General features: G+C 34.1%; 20 protein-coding genes and 1 pseudogene. 14 read left to right on the top strand and 7 right to left on the bottom strand.

Annotated elements, in window-relative coordinates:
- Nucleotides 1-7: 7 nt before the first annotated feature.
- The 3 genes from Q8L85_09055 to Q8L85_09065 are packed head-to-tail and all read left to right on the top strand — an operon-like array spanning nt 8 to nt 1,167.
- Nucleotides 8-292, top strand: a complete 285-nt coding sequence (locus Q8L85_09055; protein MDP1724834.1) for a hypothetical protein — start codon at nt 8-10, stop codon at nt 290-292.
- Nucleotides 289-708, top strand: coding sequence for a D-Ala-D-Ala carboxypeptidase family metallohydrolase (locus Q8L85_09060; GenBank protein ID MDP1724835.1), 420 nt, complete (start codon nt 289-291; stop codon nt 706-708). The genes Q8L85_09055 and Q8L85_09060 overlap by 4 nt, the downstream gene beginning before the upstream one ends.
- On the top strand, nt 709-1,167 hold the full coding sequence (locus tag Q8L85_09065; protein ID MDP1724836.1) for a 3TM-type holin: 459 nt from the start codon (nt 709-711) through the stop codon (nt 1,165-1,167). It begins immediately after the preceding gene.
- 224 nt (nt 1,168-1,391) lie between these two features.
- Here the strand turns inward: Q8L85_09065 and Q8L85_09070 are convergent, their stop codons facing one another.
- Entirely contained in the window at nt 1,392-1,694 is a 303-nt protein-coding gene (locus Q8L85_09070) for a hypothetical protein (GenBank protein MDP1724837.1), read from the bottom strand.
- A 179-nt stretch (nt 1,695-1,873) separates the two neighbouring features.
- On the opposite strand from Q8L85_09070, the gene Q8L85_09075 reads away from it, so the two are divergent.
- Entirely contained in the window at nt 1,874-2,245 is a 372-nt protein-coding gene (locus tag Q8L85_09075) for a hypothetical protein (protein MDP1724838.1), read from the top strand.
- A gap of 6 nt (nt 2,246-2,251) precedes the next feature.
- Here the strand turns inward: Q8L85_09075 and Q8L85_09080 are convergent, their stop codons facing one another.
- The 5 genes and pseudogenes from Q8L85_09080 to greA form a co-directional block, all read right to left on the bottom strand.
- Nucleotides 2,252-3,490: a hypothetical protein gene (locus tag Q8L85_09080; GenBank protein MDP1724839.1), complete on the bottom strand. Its 1,239-nt coding sequence runs from the start codon at nt 3,488-3,490 to the stop codon at nt 2,252-2,254.
- A gap of 34 nt (nt 3,491-3,524) precedes the next feature.
- Nucleotides 3,525-4,031: a phosphatidylglycerophosphatase A gene (locus tag Q8L85_09085; GenBank protein ID MDP1724840.1), complete on the bottom strand. Its 507-nt coding sequence runs from the start codon at nt 4,029-4,031 to the stop codon at nt 3,525-3,527.
- Nucleotides 4,024-4,497: pseudogene (gene ispF / locus Q8L85_09090) on the bottom strand (2-C-methyl-D-erythritol 2,4-cyclodiphosphate synthase). The gene Q8L85_09085 and the pseudogene ispF overlap by 8 nt, the downstream one beginning before the upstream one ends.
- A gap of 134 nt (nt 4,498-4,631) precedes the next feature.
- Complete coding sequence (gene ispD, locus Q8L85_09095; GenBank protein ID MDP1724841.1) at nt 4,632-5,312, bottom strand: 2-C-methyl-D-erythritol 4-phosphate cytidylyltransferase; 681 nt, start codon at nt 5,310-5,312, stop codon at nt 4,632-4,634.
- A 6-nt stretch (nt 5,313-5,318) separates the two neighbouring features.
- Nucleotides 5,319-5,792: a transcription elongation factor GreA gene (gene greA, locus Q8L85_09100; GenBank protein MDP1724842.1), complete on the bottom strand. Its 474-nt coding sequence runs from the start codon at nt 5,790-5,792 to the stop codon at nt 5,319-5,321.
- 177 nt (nt 5,793-5,969) lie between these two features.
- Between greA and Q8L85_09105 the strand changes: the two genes are divergently transcribed.
- Nucleotides 5,970-7,019, top strand: coding sequence for a hypothetical protein (locus Q8L85_09105; protein MDP1724843.1), 1,050 nt, complete (start codon nt 5,970-5,972; stop codon nt 7,017-7,019).
- On the opposite strand, the gene Q8L85_09110 is transcribed toward Q8L85_09105, so the two are convergent.
- Nucleotides 7,012-8,376: a S41 family peptidase gene (locus Q8L85_09110; GenBank protein MDP1724844.1), complete on the bottom strand. Its 1,365-nt coding sequence runs from the start codon at nt 8,374-8,376 to the stop codon at nt 7,012-7,014. The two genes, Q8L85_09105 and Q8L85_09110, sit on opposite strands and share 8 nt — an antisense overlap.
- 164 nt (nt 8,377-8,540) lie before the next feature.
- Here Q8L85_09110 and Q8L85_09115 point away from each other — a divergent pair, with 164 nt between their 5' ends.
- From Q8L85_09115 to Q8L85_09155, 9 genes are all read left to right on the top strand, one after another.
- Nucleotides 8,541-9,602: a Glu/Leu/Phe/Val dehydrogenase dimerization domain-containing protein gene (locus tag Q8L85_09115; protein MDP1724845.1), complete on the top strand. Its 1,062-nt coding sequence runs from the start codon at nt 8,541-8,543 to the stop codon at nt 9,600-9,602.
- A gap of 48 nt (nt 9,603-9,650) precedes the next feature.
- Nucleotides 9,651-10,925, top strand: a complete 1,275-nt coding sequence (locus Q8L85_09120) for an adenylate/guanylate cyclase domain-containing protein (protein ID MDP1724846.1) — start codon at nt 9,651-9,653, stop codon at nt 10,923-10,925.
- Nucleotides 10,926-11,203: 278 nt separating this feature from the next.
- Nucleotides 11,204-12,145 carry a glycosyltransferase gene (locus Q8L85_09125; GenBank protein ID MDP1724847.1) on the top strand — a complete coding sequence of 314 codons (942 nt, stop codon included), beginning with the start codon at nt 11,204-11,206 and terminating at the stop codon, nt 12,143-12,145.
- Nucleotides 12,108-12,890, top strand: a complete 783-nt coding sequence (locus tag Q8L85_09130; protein ID MDP1724848.1) for a WbqC family protein — start codon at nt 12,108-12,110, stop codon at nt 12,888-12,890. The genes Q8L85_09125 and Q8L85_09130 overlap by 38 nt, the downstream gene beginning before the upstream one ends.
- Complete coding sequence (pseI, locus tag Q8L85_09135; GenBank protein ID MDP1724849.1) at nt 12,854-13,978, top strand: pseudaminic acid synthase; 1,125 nt, start codon at nt 12,854-12,856, stop codon at nt 13,976-13,978. Before Q8L85_09130 ends, pseI begins: the two co-directional genes overlap by 37 nt.
- Complete coding sequence (locus Q8L85_09140) at nt 13,965-14,726, top strand: glycosyltransferase family protein (GenBank protein ID MDP1724850.1); 762 nt, start codon at nt 13,965-13,967, stop codon at nt 14,724-14,726. The genes pseI and Q8L85_09140 overlap by 14 nt, the downstream gene beginning before the upstream one ends.
- Nucleotides 14,719-15,342, top strand: coding sequence for a methyltransferase domain-containing protein (locus Q8L85_09145; GenBank protein ID MDP1724851.1), 624 nt, complete (start codon nt 14,719-14,721; stop codon nt 15,340-15,342). The genes Q8L85_09140 and Q8L85_09145 overlap by 8 nt, the downstream gene beginning before the upstream one ends.
- A 103-nt stretch (nt 15,343-15,445) precedes the next feature.
- Nucleotides 15,446-15,979, top strand: coding sequence for a class I SAM-dependent methyltransferase (locus tag Q8L85_09150; protein ID MDP1724852.1), 534 nt, complete (start codon nt 15,446-15,448; stop codon nt 15,977-15,979).
- A 69-nt stretch (nt 15,980-16,048) separates the two neighbouring features.
- Nucleotides 16,049-16,180, top strand: coding sequence for a hypothetical protein (locus tag Q8L85_09155; protein ID MDP1724853.1), 132 nt, complete (start codon nt 16,049-16,051; stop codon nt 16,178-16,180).
- Nucleotides 16,181-16,333 lie beyond the last annotated feature (153 nt).

Below are 16,333 nucleotides of genomic sequence, written 5' to 3' on the forward strand. Positions count from 1 at the left end.
ACATTTTATGAATAATGTTTTTTCGCAACATCCACATCAAAGCCGTAAAAATGAATTTTTAAATCAATACGGCATCATGTTAACGATTGCACTAACTGTGTTAATTCAGTCATTTACAATCGTTTGGTGGGCGTCTTCTTTATCGACACGCGTTAATGCATTGGAAGATTGGATTAAAGAAAATAGATCTATGCCAAGCATGATTCACAGGTTGGATGAACGTTTTGATCACCTTAAAAATCTGGTTGAACGTGTTGTTAAACATATTGAATCTGAGAAAGGTCACGCATGATTGATTTTGAACCACTTAGAAATAGTAAAGGCGATATTCTTTTTTCTGCGCAAGAATTGAAATGCAAAGGATCGGGCGGCATAAGATTGGCGCGTGGTTTTGCCGATTATCTTATTGAATTACGTGAAGCTTTTGCTCAATCAATGCGTGTTTTATCCTGCTGTAGAAGCACGCATTATAATAAAAAAGTAGGGGGCGCTTTAAGATCATTTCATATTTACGATGATCTGGATTTACCTGCAAATGGTACTTGTGCCATTGATATTGCAACACCTAATCCTGTTGAAAAAAAACGTTTGTTTTATCTTGCAAAATCAAAAGGGTGGAGTATCGGTGTGTATAAAAATTTTTTACATTTAGATAGGAGGTCAGATTATCTGCTTATTAAGCCAGTCATCTTTTATAGGGAGAATTAAATGGGATTTCCATTTTTGCCGTTTTTAGCCAAAACAATTAAGACGGCATTGCCCCAAAAAATATTAGGGTTTGTATTTGATATCGTTGAAAAAGTCGTTGATAACAAAGACCAGGCGGGCAGTATTAAAGGAAGATTGAAGCTGCTGGCTGAAGAAAATAAATTACATGAACTTAATGAAATCAGCAAAATTGTGTTGGCTGAAGTTAAAAGCGACAATTGGCTTCAAAAATCGTGGCGTCCGATTTTAATGTTATCCATTATGGGAATTGTTATAAACGCTTATATCATCATTCCTTATTTGAACATGTTTTTAACGCAAAAGATAATATTGCCTCTGCCTGAGGCTTTTTTTGAGCTTTTGACCTTTGGTGTGGGTGGTTATGTGATTGGAAGATCGCTTGAAAATGGGGTTAAGAAAATAAAAAATCGTGATTGGAAGGGTGATGGATTGTATTAGAGTTTTCAATTTTCCTAAGTGCGCTTTGCGTGAACCACGGATATTTGGTTACATGCACCAGAAAACTTTCTTTGAGCTTTATGGTGCATATCTGTGCTTGTTAAGCGATGTGAACGTAGCATAGCTTAATACATACCCGACAATCCTCGAACAGTATCTTTAATCATTTTGTCGTGTGCCTCATCCCTCGCCTTATCAAATAGATATTTTTGATGGTGTTGGCTCTATGGATTCCTAGGGTTGTCTAGCTTATGTTCCGATTTCCAGTCTTTTTCTTGTTGATAAAGTTTTAGAAGTTCACCCTGCTGAGACTCCAGGTCCTTAAGACTCTGTTTGACTTTAGGAGGGGTGGGTTGAGTGGAGTTTACACGGTTCCATAATATTTCCATAATGTCATTGTGTATTTTACTCATTTTTTTCTTAATGTCGTCTAGTGCTCTTTGATGATTCGCTATTTCTTCTGTTGTTACAGCAAATGCAGTATAATTTAAAAGAAAAATAAATGTTGTCGCAATAAAATATTTCATGACGATCTCCTTTTAGTTGTTTTTTACTAGTAAATTACTAATAACACATTTGTTATAACTTTAGAAAACATTTCATTGTGTATATTTAAATAGTTAATAGTGAGGGACTTTATTAACTTTAACGAAATCTTAATTATTTTTTGTTATAGTTAAATTAGAAATGTTGTGTGGAGGTGAGTATGAAAAAATATATTATGATATTTACGTTTATAGCAATTTCTTTGCCTATCTTTGCATGGGAACAAGATATTAGACCACAGATTCAAAAAGTACTTTCAATATATGATTCTACAACTGGTCAAACTATACCTTATAGTGTCTATATACAAAGACAACAATTAGAAGAAAATAGACGTCATAAAAATCCAGCACATCAATATGCACATCATTGCTTCATGCAAAAAGGGGTTAGAATTTGCCATCCAAAAAAAGAAGATTGTTATTATAGCAAATTTGGACGTCAGTGTTGGCCAAAACAAGAATTTGGTGGTGCATTGCCAGAGCCAACGCCTGCACCAGCGCACAAGCATCCTAAACGTCGCTCTAGATAGGTTTTATTAATTTTTTGTGATTTCAAAACCGTGAGTATCATTAATCGTTTTGAATGTGTTTTTAAAAGGACTTTGGCTAATTGTTTTTTGAATTTGATCAATGCAAATCCCTTGGGGCATTTTAGAAATCAACTTGCCACCATTTTTAAGTATTCTATGGGCGTTAGCATAGGTTTCTTGTTGGGTTAACATAACACAAGGACTTAGCTCTGAAACAATGATTTGTTTGAAGCGATTTTTAGGCATATTTTTGATGCTTTTATTGTTAGCGATGGAGCCTAAATAATCTATCTTTTCAGAATTATCTTCCCCCAAAATATACAAATCTGAAAAATTAACTTTTTCATTGGGTTTATCTGAATATTTTTTAAGATCTTCTTCAAAATAAGGATAATTGCGTCCTAATTTTGTTGCAACAAGCGTTTGACCTTGAAATTTTTTAAGCGGCGTGATTTCTTTACCTTTGTTTTGTGCTGCATTTACAAATTTTTTTCGATCAATTTCTATTTGTTTAATATTTCTATTGTATTGTTTTTTTATAATTTCTGGGAATAATTTATAAACACTTGTGTTAATTTCTTCTTGAGTAGGGAAGGTAGCTTCATTTGAGATTTTTTCTTTTTTAATCGTAAAACCATTTATCGCAAAATAATTACTATTTTCATCTAAATTTGAAAGCATTTTTTCATCAATAATTTCTTTAAAACTATTTTTAAAAGGTGTCAGTTTTATGATTTCATGTATGTATTCTCTACAAGCGACGCCTGTTTCAACTTTTGCAATAGCGTCATCTTTTAGTAATCGATAAATATTTTTATATGTACCTGGGCTAAAAAAAACGCCACAGGGGATATGTTCAAAAAAAAGCATATTAAAATAAGAACTTGGCAGTGATGCAGTATCTTTTTCTTGGGTGATTGATCCTTGTAAATCGGGATACATCTCTTTCGTTACGTCAATTGTATATCGTTCTTGCATAAGTGCTAAAATATTATCAGGAAGACTATCTTTGGTGCTCAAATATTCTTTGGCCCAACCAGCGCCTATAACAAGTTCTTTTCCTTTAAAATCACTTATGGGGCGGTTAATAACAGGGCCAACAGAATGTGAAAAAAATTCAACTTCTGTTAAATATTCTTTCTTAGCGCCTTCAAAAGCTTCAGAAAGAGTATATTTATTATCATATTCATAGCTATGAATTGATGTTGAATATAATGTTAAAATCGTTAGGAAGATTTTTTTCATTAATTTTAAGCCTTTTTAAGTGGCAAAAGATTTATTAAAAGAATGAAACAATCAAATAGATAGCATGAGTTGCCGCAAGGGCGAAAATACCCGCTATCACATCATCAATCATAACACCAAAGCCATTTTGGAAGCGTTTTTCAGCTTCATTGATAGGCCAAGGTTTAATGATGTCGAAAAGTCGAAAAAACACAAAAGCAATGATATACCAATGCCAATTAAAGGGGACAAAAAGAAGCGCTATCCACTGACCAACAACTTCATCAATAATAATTTCTTGAGGGTCATGATCAGCCATTTGCTTTGAAACAATAGACGAACACACCCATCCCACAAAAAACATAATGACAATGGCTAATAAAAGCCATTTTTCACCAAACAAAGATGCGATAACCCAAGCCATAGGCAAGGCAACAAGAGAGCCACAAGTGCCAGGGGCAACAGGTGAACGGCCAATACCGCCTACAGTCGCAATCCACCAGGCAACGCCATGGGGAGGAGAAGAGGGATTTGGATTATTTTGTATTATTTCATTACTCATAGGGTGATTGTACAGTAACAATAGCTTGTACGGCAATACCTTCTTTTCTACCCGTGAATCCTAAACCTTCTGTTGTAGTAGCTTTAACGCTGACATAATTAAGTGGAATAGATAAAATATCTGCAATACGCCTGCGCATCGCATCTCGATATGGGCCAATTTTAGGTCTTTCACAAATGATTGTTAAATCACAATGCGTAATTTTACCATTTTGCTTTAGGACAAGGTCATGTGCATGTTTTAAAAACAATGATGAGTCAACACCTCTCCATTTTTCATCTGTTGGCGGAAAATGCATCCCAATATCGCCGGCACAAATAGTGCCTAATAACGCATCTGTCAATGCGTGTAAGGCGACATCTGCATCTGAATGACCCTTAAGACCGTGGGAATGTGGGATTGAAATACCACATAACCAAAGAGAATTTCCTTCGCAAAATTGATGGACGTCGAAACCTATTCCTGTACATACACGCATTTACCTTATCCTTAAAATAACCTGACCACATTATGGTCAAATTCGTTGTCAGTTCTGCGCTTCCGGTGCTCATGTACCTTAAGTACATTCCGCGCCGGTTCTCAAACTTTCTAGACTTTGCCTCATAATCTGGACAGTGACATTGAAGATGCTGACATAAGTTTAGTATCGTTCGGCTCTGTAATTTTTATATTAGACGGATCGCCTAAGACAATTTTAACCTTGTGATTAAAATGTTCTAAAAGCGCTGCGTCATCTGTAAAATTTTGGTGAGGGGCTTTTATATGGCAATCATAAATTACATTGAATCGAAACACTTGTGGTGTTTGAGCTCTGAAAACATTTTGACGATCTAACGTCTTAACAATAAAGCCATTTTCAACATATTTAACTGTATCAGTAACGGGGAGGGCTAAAATAGCCCCAAATGTTTCATTATCTTTGAAGCTATTAATGAGAGCATCTATCTTATCGCTTGTTAAGTTCGGGCGTGCAGCATCATGAATAAAAACGAGATCCGTATCTTTTAATGATTTAAGACCATTCATCACTGAATCTTGACGTGTTTCGCCGCCAAAAACACAAGGGATGTTTAAACCTGTTACAGCTTGATTATATAAATCAACATCATCTGGGTGAATGACACACATAATATCTTTGGTTAAAGGATGATTTAAAAAGATATCGATGGTGTGCCTTAAAATTGTTTTTCCATTAATTAGCTCATATTGCTTTGGCAAAACCGTTGAATAACGTGATCCACGCCCTGCAGCAACAATAATGACGCTAATTTTGGCAGACATTGAAATTTAACCAAATTTAATGCTTAAAATTTCAAAAGAACGAACACCTCGAGGTGTCGTTACAATTACATTTTCACCAATTTTTTTACCAATAAGACCTTTAGCAACGGGTGATGTATATGAGATTTTGCCCGACTTAATATCAGCTTCATCAACACCAACAATTTTATAAGTTGTGTGTTCGTCTGTTTCTTCGTCAGCAAGTTTAACGGTCGCTCCAAAAGTAACGATGTCGCCTGAAAGTAATTCTGTATCGATGACGTCGGCGCGTCTTAATTTGTCTTCAATATCAGCAATACGTCCCTCTACAAAGCCTTGTCGTTCTTTTGCCGCATCATATTCAGCATTTTCAGAAAGATCACCATGGGAACGTGCTTCAATAAGTGCCTCAATGACAGAAGGACGTTCAATTGTTTTTAAACGCTTTAATTCATCCTGTAGCATTGCAAAACCTAGTACTGTCATTGGAATCTTTTCCATCATGCTTCCTTCTTAAATTCGTAATTCCTTAAATTCTATAAGGCAATTGTGTAAATAGGTATTGAACATATCACTTTCAATGGGAAAATTCTATTGCCGTTAAAAAAAAATATCAATTTCACGATTGATTGATTAGAAATAATGGGCTACACATTTTTAAATACAAGGAGTTTAAAAATGAGAAAAATAGTTTCCTTAGCCATTGCATTAATGTGCAACTACACAAGTATAGATGCAATAATACTTGAGACAGATAGATTGGTATTTGTGCAAGCAAGGTCATTAGACCAACTCAATGAAAACGAAGAAGTTTATAAATTATTACCGCCTGAAATAGATTTCGAATCTTATACAGAAATATATTTAAAATTAATAAAGTTTTTCAATACATACGAATCGATAAACGAAAAAGATATTTTTTGGGGTGATTATTATATTTATTTAAAAAAAGACGCGTCATTGATCGGTTTGTATTCAATATACCCACCATCTCTTCGTGATGATTATACCAAAGGATATGCCCCTATTTTTATCTATATAAAAGATAATTGCAAAAAAAATGGGTATGAAGATGAAATTCTTAAAACAATTACACATAATATACAAGATCACATCGGTATAGATTATTCATGTGTCTTGAACACGCTTATGCATGATGTTGTTACAAATGACAATCAAGATAACATAATGAATCTTTACAACAAAGAAACAGGTACTCTTAACGGCGTTTTTACTAAAAGTAAATTTAATGATTATGAAAATTTAAAAACAGTATTAAATTGTCAATTTACGCCTATAAAAATGGAAGATGCTTCTTCATCCTTAGATTGTTATCAGTATGATATATTTTCTTTTTTTCCACCTAAGAAAGAAAATAGTTTATCTGTATTAGAAATTAAAAAATTAGAGCAATTAACATGGCAATTAGGCAATGATCCTTTATTAGATTCGTCTGATATTAACGGACAGGAACAACTTTTATCTGAATTGAAAAACCAACAGCTTGAGCTAGCCATTGAATTAGCTGCTTTGGATCGAGAAATTCATGCGTTAAAAAATTCAATGTGCGTTGATGATGAGCAAAAGTTAGTAACTTTAGAAAATAAGGCATGTGATAAAGCAGTAGAATATGAAAATCTTCAATTGTTGATTTTAGAATCAGAAAATACGGATTTTGATGATACCATTCTTGATAAAAAAGAAATTAAAGCATTATTATTTAACTAATTGCGTTTTGCGTTAAATTTGTTTGGCTTTGAAGTGCAAGGGCGCTTTTATAAAACTCTTTATTAGAGAGAATACTAAGCGCTAGATCAAGTTCATCTTTTTCAAGTGTTGCTGGATTTATAGATTTACCCGTCATATAAGAAGTGTTTGTGAGCTTTTGCGGCGCAATGCCCGTTTTAATTAAATTTTTCAACCAAATAAGTTGCGCGGGGTTTAATTTTTCAATAGATAAAAAGGGGTCAATACCTACTTTATTAAGTCTGTGGCCTAAAGGTGTATAAAGACTTGCCCAGGTAAATACGAGGGAACCATCATTGGGTAATCCCTGAACGCGTTGAATACTGCCTTTACCATATGTTTTACGTCCTAAAATTAAGGCGCGATCATTTTCTTTTAAGGCAGCGGTTAGAACTTCTGCAGCTGACGCAGATTTTTGATTTACAAGTAATATTAAAGGATTGTTAAAAACAGCTCGTTGGCCATTTGCTTCAAATTTTTGATAGCTATCTTGATGTCTTCCTTTACTTGTGGCAAGTAATCCTTTATCTAAAAAGGCGTCTGCAATTTCAATAGCTTGCTCTAAGCGTCCACCAACATTATCACGTAAATCTAAAATGATCCCTTCATGCTTATCTTTTGCGCCTTTTAAAAGTGAAACAACCTCGTTTGATGTCCAAGGCTCAAAATGTTTAATCCGTAGATACAAAACATTATTATAAACCTGACTCCAAGATGTGGCTTCACTTTCTTCGACTTTAATATTTCCAATGAATATCTGATGTTCAGGTATTGATTTATGGGGCGGAACATAGCGTGTTAACTCATCTAACGATCCTGCAGCACCCTTCATATAATAAGAGAGGATTTTCTCTGGTGTGATTGTATATAATTTTGGTGAATGTTCGAATGCCCGGTTAAGAACATTTAGCGAAGTCACAATCCAATATTTCAGATCATCTTGAGGTTGTAAAATTGAATATGTATCAATTATTTTTCCATCTTTGCTAAGTGTAATTTTATTTTGATCAACGATAAATGTAAAAGAATCATCTTTTTCAAGAATTCTTTTGATACCATTAAAACAGATATTTTGAAAATTAGGTTGATCAATATAATAAACTTGTAAAATAGATAATGCTGTTGGTAAAACGTCTGCAATTAGTTTTAAACTTGGATCATCTTTAAAAGGTGTTTGATCATTTTCAGTTGTTTTTTGTGAAATCAATATATTTTTGTGGAAAAAGGATTTTAAATTTTTATCTTGTTCAGCAGCAACAATCCGATTGTTGCAATTTATTAAAAAAACAAAGAAAAACACAAAAATATTTTTGAAAATTAATTTTTTTATTTTGCTCATTTACGCGTTCCTTCATTACTTTTATATGCGTAACGATAATTCTACCATTAATATATAATTTTTGAAACAATATCAAAAATAATGATTTTTAAATCGACATTTTGCCTGAAAGTTCTTAGAATGGCTTATGTTTGTTAATTTATTCTCCTGGAGGGTCAAAGATTATGACGGTGTTTGCTGCACGCGATTTTGATGATCATGAACAAGTTGTTTTTTGTTCTGATCGTTCGAACAAATTACTCGCAATTATTGCAATACATAACACCAATCGTGGTCCATCGTTAGGTGGCTGCAGAATGTGGCCTTACGCGACAGAACAAGAAGCTATTGATGATGCTTTGCGTTTGTCTCGAGGCATGACTTATAAATCAGCTCTTGCTGGACTACCTTATGGTGGTGGTAAATCTGTTGTTATAGGCAATCCACGCCTTGACAAAACAAAAGAGCTTTTTGAGTCTTTAGGTGAAAATGTCGAAAGACTTTCAGGTCGTTATATTATTGCTGAAGATGTTGGTACAAATGTAGATGACATGGAAACAATGCTGACCAAAACAAGACATGTTGTGGGTACGCGAACCGGCGGAAGTGATAATCCATCGCCGTTTACGGCTTTAGGTGTTTTTGTTGGTATCAAAGCTGCTGTTAAACATAAAATGCGTGTAAATAATCTTGATGGTATTAAAATTGCAGTTCAAGGACTAGGTAGCGTTGGGTACAAATTATGTGAGTTATTGCATAAGGAAGGCGCTCATCTTATTGTCAGTGATATTGATACTGAGCTTAATGAAAAGGCAAAAAAAGAATTTAATGCTAAGATAAGCTCATTGGATGAAATACTCGCAGAAGAATGCGATGTTTTGGCACCTTGTGCATTAGGTGCAATTGTTAATGATGATACAATTGACAATATAAAAGCAAAGGTTATTGCTGGTGCTGCTAATAACCAGCTTGCACAAAATAGGCATGGTTTGGCGCTCGCACAACGTAACATTTTATACACCCCTGATTATGTACTTAATGCTGGTGGGTTAATTAATGTTTCGTATGAGCAACATGGGTATAATAAAGCAAAAGCTGAAGCACATGTTTTAACAATTTATGATACATTGTTAGAGATATTCCAACAGGCTGATGCTGAAAAATTACCTACAAACGTTGCTGCAGACAGAATAGCTGAAAATAGGTTTCAAAAATCAGTGCCTAAAAAAAATAAAATAGCCGTTTAAAAATAAGGGGGGAGTTTAATCCCCCTAAAAAACAACAGGGAGAAACAAATGTCCGTTAAGATGACATCTGACCATGCTGGTGTTTTTCCTAAAAATGGATTTATGTCAAATATTCAAAAAAGAAACGAAGCCTTTATAGGCATTATTCAGCTTGTTTTGCTTGGTTGTTTTGCTGGTGTTGCTTATTGGCAAAGTTTACTAGACCACCCTTATATTTTTTTATTGCTGACATTTTATGCAAGTTTTATTGCTTTAAAATCAATCCTTTGCTTAAGTCTTAGATTACCTTTTGCAGTCATTTCAGTATCAGCCGCGATCGATATCGTTATGCCACTTTTGCTTATTTGGATATTATCTGGATATTATGATCATTTATCTTATTTATCTCATTTTAACCAAGGTCTTTATTTTTATTTGCTTATTTCAATTGGGTTACGTGTTTTGCACTACAATGTAGGTTTAACTTTTTTTTCTGCTGTAATTGCCTTAATTGGACTTATTCTTGTATCACATTTCAAAAATATCTTTTTTTCATCTAGTGCCGGCAATATTACGAATGAAGAAATAGACGCACTTGTTGGTTTCAGTCTTTTTTCGATCATATTAACTTTATTAGCGCATCGGTCAAAGCAACTTGAAATAAAACGGGTTGATGAACAAACAAAATTTCAGTCGTTTTCAAGGTTTTTTGCTGAAGGTGTTGCACAAAAAATCAAAGACTCAAAAATATCGTTAAAAGTAGGTGAGGGTGAAATTCGTGAATCAGCCGTTCTTTTTATTGATTTAAAAGGGTTTACCAAATTAACGCAAGAATTACCCCCAAATCAGATTATGTCACTATTGGGTGATTATCAAACACGTATGGTTAAAATTATTTATGCACATGGTGGCGATATCGATAAGTTTTTAGGTGATGGTATTATGGCTAGTTTTGGCGCTGTTACGATAACTAAAACCTATGCTTCCGATGCGCTCAAAGCCGTTGATAATTTGCTTATTGAAGTTGAAAATTGGAAAAAAGATCGTTTATCTAAAGGTCAAATATGTCCAAATATTGGTATTGGTCTTGCTGTAGGGCCAGTTATTTTTGGTGCAGTTGGCAATCAACAACGCATGGAATTTACACTCATTGGCGATGCAGTCAATCTTGCAGCAAAGCTTGAAAAGCATACACGCAAACAAGAAGCCTGTTTTATAACCACTCGCAAAACGTTGGATTTAGCCATCCAGCAAGGATACGAAGATAAAACGATAAGGAAGATTCTTGAAAAAGAAATGATAAGGGGGTTCGAGCAACCAATAGATCTAATTCTTACCGTTTAAAATTCTACTGCTATGGATGATTGATGCGTCGCTTTGGTACTCAGATCCTCATGTATATAGGATACACTCCGGTCTTCCGTGCCAAAGCTTCTATCACTCATCGCATAGCAGCGAATTTTATAAAAGTTGCCCAGATTATGGCCAAATTCGTCGTCAGGTCGTAGTCATCGGTACTCATGTACAAAGGGGTACACTCCGTTCCGGTTCGAGGGCCTCTAGACTTTGGCTCATAATTTGAGCAATTAATTTAGCGGTCAAATTGGAGTATAGTGAAAAAGATGAAAAAAATCTTACTACGATTTGACGCAACCAAAGAAATTGGTATGGGACATGCAATACGTGTTCAATCTTTAGTTGATGCGATAAAAGATAAATCAGATATTAATCTTGTCATTTGTGGGGAGGGAGAGGGCATAAAAAAAGTTTTTCAAAACATAGATATTTATCCATTAAATGAACTCCATAAAATTCATTATGATCTGGCTATTCAAGATATCATTTCTTCTGAAATTGGTTTAAAAAACAATGATAAGCCTTTAATTATAATAGATGATTTTGGTGGTTCTTTTAATGCAGATTTAATTCTGAATGGTTCTGTTTTAGCTGATAAAAACCTATATAAAAATTATTCATTAAAAACAAAATTTTTATGTGGCGGTCAATATGCGCTTTTAAGGACTGATTTCGAAAAATCATTGCAAGAACACAAAAAAGTTTATGATCTTACGATCGTTGCAGGCTCTGGTATTAAAGCGTCAGAATGGGTTGCGTCAACACTTCATGAATTAACAAATTTTAAGATAAATTACAAAGTTACACTTATTGTAGGGAGTGAATTTATCTTCCCATCCAATTTTCAAGAAATAACAAAGCATGTTGACTTTTATCAATCTTTGAACGCTAATCATTTAGCACAAAAATTACGACAATCTCGTCTTGCTTTAGTCACAGGTGGAATGGTTATGTATGAGGCCATAGCGCTTGGCGTTCCCATCCTCGTTTATCCAAATGTTGAAAATCAACTTGAGGAAATAAGTTTTTTTGTTGAGAATAATGTGACTGAAAACTTAATACATATTGATGCATTGGAAGATCATATAATAAAGTTATTAAATGATGAACAAAAATGTCAAGAGCGCCAGAAATTGGGGCAAAAAATAATTGATGGTCATGGGGCAAAACGTGCAGCAGATATTATCTATAAACAATTCCTCAACTAAACTTGCTATCATGCAACCAACTTATCTGCCTTGGGTAGGTTATTTTGACCTTATGGATCAAGTAGACACATTTGTTATTCTGGATAATGTTCAATTTTCAAAACAATCGTGGCAACAACGCAATCGTCTTAAATCGCCCCAAGGCGAATTATTGCTAACAATTCCTGTTGTGACTAAAGGGAAGGGGGAGCAACTTATTGCTGATGTTCAACTCGCCAATCATCATTTTTTAAATAAGCACTTAAATGCGATTGAAATGAATTATAGACGAACACCCTATTTTGAAACTTACTTTCAAGAACTTAAGGTATTATTTGAGTGTGCTCATAGATTTGCATATCTGCACGAATTAACACTTTCATTGATTGTATGGCTTAAACACAAATTGGGCATTACAACAAAAATTATATCAGCATCTGATTTCAGTTTGAGCAATGAAAAAATAAATAGAATTATAGATTTATGTAAATATCTTAATGTATCACATTATATATCACCTAAGGGTGCAATCGATTATTTATCACCTTTTTTAGCCTCTTTTCAAAAAGAAAATATTGTCGTTTCTTTTCAACAATATGAACCAATATCCTATAAACAACTTTATCCCCCTTTTCTTTCACATCTTTCTTCGTTAGACTTGTTGTTTAATGAAGGACCTAATGCACTGAATATTGTGCATAAAGGAAGAAAAAATGATGAGGATAGAACGTGTTTAAAGAGAAAAATAATAAATTTGTCTCGATAAAGGGTCATAAAATTGGTCCAAATTTCCCACCTTATGTCGTTGCAGAACTCTCTGCTAATCATTTAGGCAATTATGATCGCGCCATTAAAATAATGGAAGAATCTGCTAAGGCCGGTGTTCATGCATTCAAAATTCAAACTTTTACAGCTGACACGTTAAGTATGGATATTCGTGAGAATGAATTTCTTCTTCATGCTGATGGTCCCTGGGCTGGTAGAACACAATATGAACTTTATCAAAGTGCTTATACACCATGGGAATGGCATAAAGATTTATTCGATAAAGCAGCTACATTGGGACTAACTATTTTTAGTTCACCTTTTGATGATACAGCTGTTGATTTTCTTGAAGAGTTGGATTGTCCTGCTTATAAAATAGCTTCTTACGAGTTAATTCATTTGCCGCTTATCGCGAAAGTTGCCTCAACGGGTAAACCTCTTATTTTTTCAACAGGTCATGCAAGCCTTCAAGAAATAACAGATGCTGTTGAAACAGCTGAAAAAAATGGTGCGAAAGACATTATTATTTTACACACTATTGGCGGTTATCCAACACCTATTAAAGATGCATCTTTAGGTAATCTTAAAATTATGCAAGACAAATTTCCTGGCTATGTACTTGGTGTTTCAGATCATACGCCTGGTGCTATTGTACCTATTGTGTCGATTGGTCTTGGTGCACGTCTTATAGAAAAACATATAACGATAAGTCGTTCTGATGGTGGGGAAGATGCTGCATTTTCGCTTGAACCACATGAAATGGCTGAAGTTGTTTCGAGCACTCATCTTGCTTGGGAATCTTTAGGGATTCAAAACGGTCAAAAATGGGCTCGCCCTGATTCTGAATTACCAAATCGTATATCAAGACGTTCTGTCTATGTTTCAAAAGACATTCAAAAAGGTGAGATTCTTACGCCACATAATATAAAAGTAATTCGACCTCATTTTGGCTTGCAACCAAAATTTTATTTTGAGGTCATCGGCATGCGTGCTTCAGAAGATTTAAAGCGCGGAACGCCACTTTCTTGGGAGGCGCTCGAACAAGAAACAATAGGTTCAGGGCAGGGGACAAAATATGCACGCGCCTAAAGTTGTTGCGATTATTCAAGCACGCATGACGTCGACTCGTTTGCCTGGCAAAGTTATGAAAAAAATATTAGGCAAAACCTTGCTTGAACTGTTGCTTGAACGTGTACAACTAACATCTGGTATTGATGAAATTGTCGTTGCGTCTCCTTTTGGCGAAGAACATGATAATATCGAAAAGTCTGTTCAATCTTTTGGGAATATCAGCTTTATCAGAGGCGATGAACATGATGTGCTTGCGCGCTATCACAAAGCTGCATTGGAAACACAAGCGGATATTGTCATAAGAATTACAAGTGATTGCCCTTTATATGATTATAAAATAGTTTCTTCTTGGCTTGAATTGTTTAAAAACAGCGATATTTCTTATCTTTATGCGTCGCATGAAAAGGGATATCCATTAGGCTTAGGCGCAGAAATCTTAACATTTGACGCGCTTAACAAAGCATTTCAAGAAGCAAAAGATCCTTATGAACGCGAACATGTAACACCTTATATTTGGCGCAGACCAGCTATATTTTTATCGCTCTTTATTGAATATAAACCGGATCTCTATCATTGCAGGTTAGCTGTTGATGAAGAAGCTGATTTCCAATTTGTGCGTGAAATATATGAACGCCTTTATATACAAAATCCTCAATTCGCTTTTGCTGAAATTAAAGATTTATTGAGCAAAGAGCCTGAATTGTTAAAAATTAACCATCATATTCAACAAAAACCACTTATCCCATTAGGAGCAGCATATGGTTGAAACAGCACAATTATCAAGATGGCGTGGTGATTTTGGCAACGCCTATATTGAACGCAATGAAGTAACACCTGAAAATCATCAAAAACGTCAAAATGTTTGGCAAGATATTTTAAAAAAAACTTCTTCTTCTGAGGTCAAATCAATTTTAGAAGTTGGATCAAATATTGGCTTAAATATCAGAGCATTAAAAGAGGTTTCTAAAGCAGAACTTTATGCTGTTGAGCCAAATCCGAAAGCCCGTCAACGCATTTTAGATGATAATGTTTTAGATCAACACCATGTTTTAGATGGTTCAGCGTTTGCATTACCTTTTGATGACGCATCAAAAGATTTAGTATTCACCTGTGGTGTTTTAATCCATGTTCATCCTGATGATCTTCAAAAGGCTTGTAATGAAATCTATCGTGTATCAAAAAAATACATCTTAGCGATTGAAATATTTTCAAAAAAATCCGAAGTGATTCATTATCGTGGTTATGACGACATGCTTTTTAAACGTGATTATGGTTTAAAATGGATGGAATTTTATCCTAATTTAAAGCCCATTGCACAAGGATTTTTGTGGCAACCAACAACAAGCATCGACGATTCTGTTTGGTGGTTGTTTGAAAAATAATTTTCTTAGCTATTGTATCTTATGTTCAAATTAATATTTATATGTTAGTGGATTGATCTAGCATTGCAACTCTTTATGAACTTTAAGAAAAGGTATAATACGAATGATGTATGATACATTATGTACAGAATTTTATGATATAGACAAAAAATTTGCACCATCTGATGAAGTTCTTTTTTATAAACAATTTATGAATAAAAATGATCTTTCTCTTGAAGCAATGTGTGGCTCAGGCCGATTATTAATTCCCTTGATTCAAGAGGGATATATTGTTCATGGTGTTGATAATTCTGTTTCTATGTTAAATAGCTGCAAAGAGAGAGGTTCGAAACTTGATTTAGGACTAACATTATTTGAAGCAGATATCGAGATAATGGATTTGCCAAATCAATATAGTCTTATTTTAATTCCTCTAGGTTCTTTTCAATTATTGTATCCACGATTAACTGCATTTAATGTTTTAAAGAATTTCAAAAAACATTTAAAATTGGGCGGAAAAATCATATTGGATTTGTTTGTTCCCTGGGATGCAATGTGCGAAAATAATCAGGAAGAATTTACTGAGAGAGAAGTCTTAACACCTGATAGCGGAAAGATTATTATTAAATCACATAATATAACAAATAAAAAAGAGTAATATATCAATTGTAATTCCATATATAAAAAAACAATAAATGACCAAATGCTCGCTGAAGAAAACGAACAAATGCAGATATCTTGGTATTATCGTTACGAGATGGAACTCATTTTAGAAAAACATGGTTTCAAAAATATCTTATACAGAGAAGAAGAATTTGGTGGTGAAATGCACATGATATTTATAGCAGAAAATTCTTAGTATATATTATGTACAAAATAATTATTGATTATGAACCTAGTCAGGCTGACAATGACATTGTAAGCGAAGGCCTATTTGCATCATATGAAAATATAATTGGTAAAAAAGATAAACCTTTTTCAATTTTTTTAAAAAATGATTCAGGAAAAATTT

This window comes from Alphaproteobacteria bacterium (genome assembly GCA_030680745.1).
GTDB lineage: Bacteria > Pseudomonadota > Alphaproteobacteria > JAUXUR01 > JAUXUR01 > JAUXUR01.

Bases quoted from the DNA above. Each gene is read 5' to 3' on its own strand.
- Q8L85_09145 (MDP1724851.1), top strand. From the start codon at position 14,719: ATGGTTGAAACAGCACAATTATCAAGATGGCGTGGTGATTTTGGCAAC.
- Q8L85_09125 (MDP1724847.1), top strand. From the start codon at position 11,204: ATGAAAAAAATCTTACTACGATTTGACGCAACCAAAGAAATTGGTATG.
- Q8L85_09105 (MDP1724843.1), top strand. From the start codon at position 5,970: ATGAGAAAAATAGTTTCCTTAGCCATTGCATTAATGTGCAACTACACA.
- Q8L85_09060 (MDP1724835.1), top strand. From the start codon at position 289: ATGATTGATTTTGAACCACTTAGAAATAGTAAAGGCGATATTCTTTTT.
- Q8L85_09075 (MDP1724838.1), top strand. From the start codon at position 1,874: ATGAAAAAATATATTATGATATTTACGTTTATAGCAATTTCTTTGCCT.
- Q8L85_09110 (MDP1724844.1), bottom strand. From the start codon at position 8,376: ATGAGCAAAATAAAAAAATTAATTTTCAAAAATATTTTTGTGTTTTTC.
- Q8L85_09085 (MDP1724840.1), bottom strand. From the start codon at position 4,031: ATGAGTAATGAAATAATACAAAATAATCCAAATCCCTCTTCTCCTCCC.
- Q8L85_09115 (MDP1724845.1), top strand. From the start codon at position 8,541: ATGACGGTGTTTGCTGCACGCGATTTTGATGATCATGAACAAGTTGTT.
- Q8L85_09120 (MDP1724846.1), top strand. From the start codon at position 9,651: ATGTCCGTTAAGATGACATCTGACCATGCTGGTGTTTTTCCTAAAAAT.
- greA (MDP1724842.1), bottom strand. From the start codon at position 5,792: ATGGAAAAGATTCCAATGACAGTACTAGGTTTTGCAATGCTACAGGAT.
- Q8L85_09080 (MDP1724839.1), bottom strand. From the start codon at position 3,490: ATGAAAAAAATCTTCCTAACGATTTTAACATTATATTCAACATCAATT.
- Q8L85_09070 (MDP1724837.1), bottom strand. From the start codon at position 1,694: ATGAAATATTTTATTGCGACAACATTTATTTTTCTTTTAAATTATACT.
- Q8L85_09065 (MDP1724836.1), top strand. From the start codon at position 709: ATGGGATTTCCATTTTTGCCGTTTTTAGCCAAAACAATTAAGACGGCA.
- Q8L85_09155 (MDP1724853.1), top strand. From the start codon at position 16,049: ATGCAGATATCTTGGTATTATCGTTACGAGATGGAACTCATTTTAGAA.
- Q8L85_09150 (MDP1724852.1), top strand. From the start codon at position 15,446: ATGATGTATGATACATTATGTACAGAATTTTATGATATAGACAAAAAA.
- ispD (MDP1724841.1), bottom strand. From the start codon at position 5,312: ATGTCTGCCAAAATTAGCGTCATTATTGTTGCTGCAGGGCGTGGATCA.
- Q8L85_09055 (MDP1724834.1), top strand. From the start codon at position 8: ATGAATAATGTTTTTTCGCAACATCCACATCAAAGCCGTAAAAATGAA.
- Q8L85_09140 (MDP1724850.1), top strand. From the start codon at position 13,965: ATGCACGCGCCTAAAGTTGTTGCGATTATTCAAGCACGCATGACGTCG.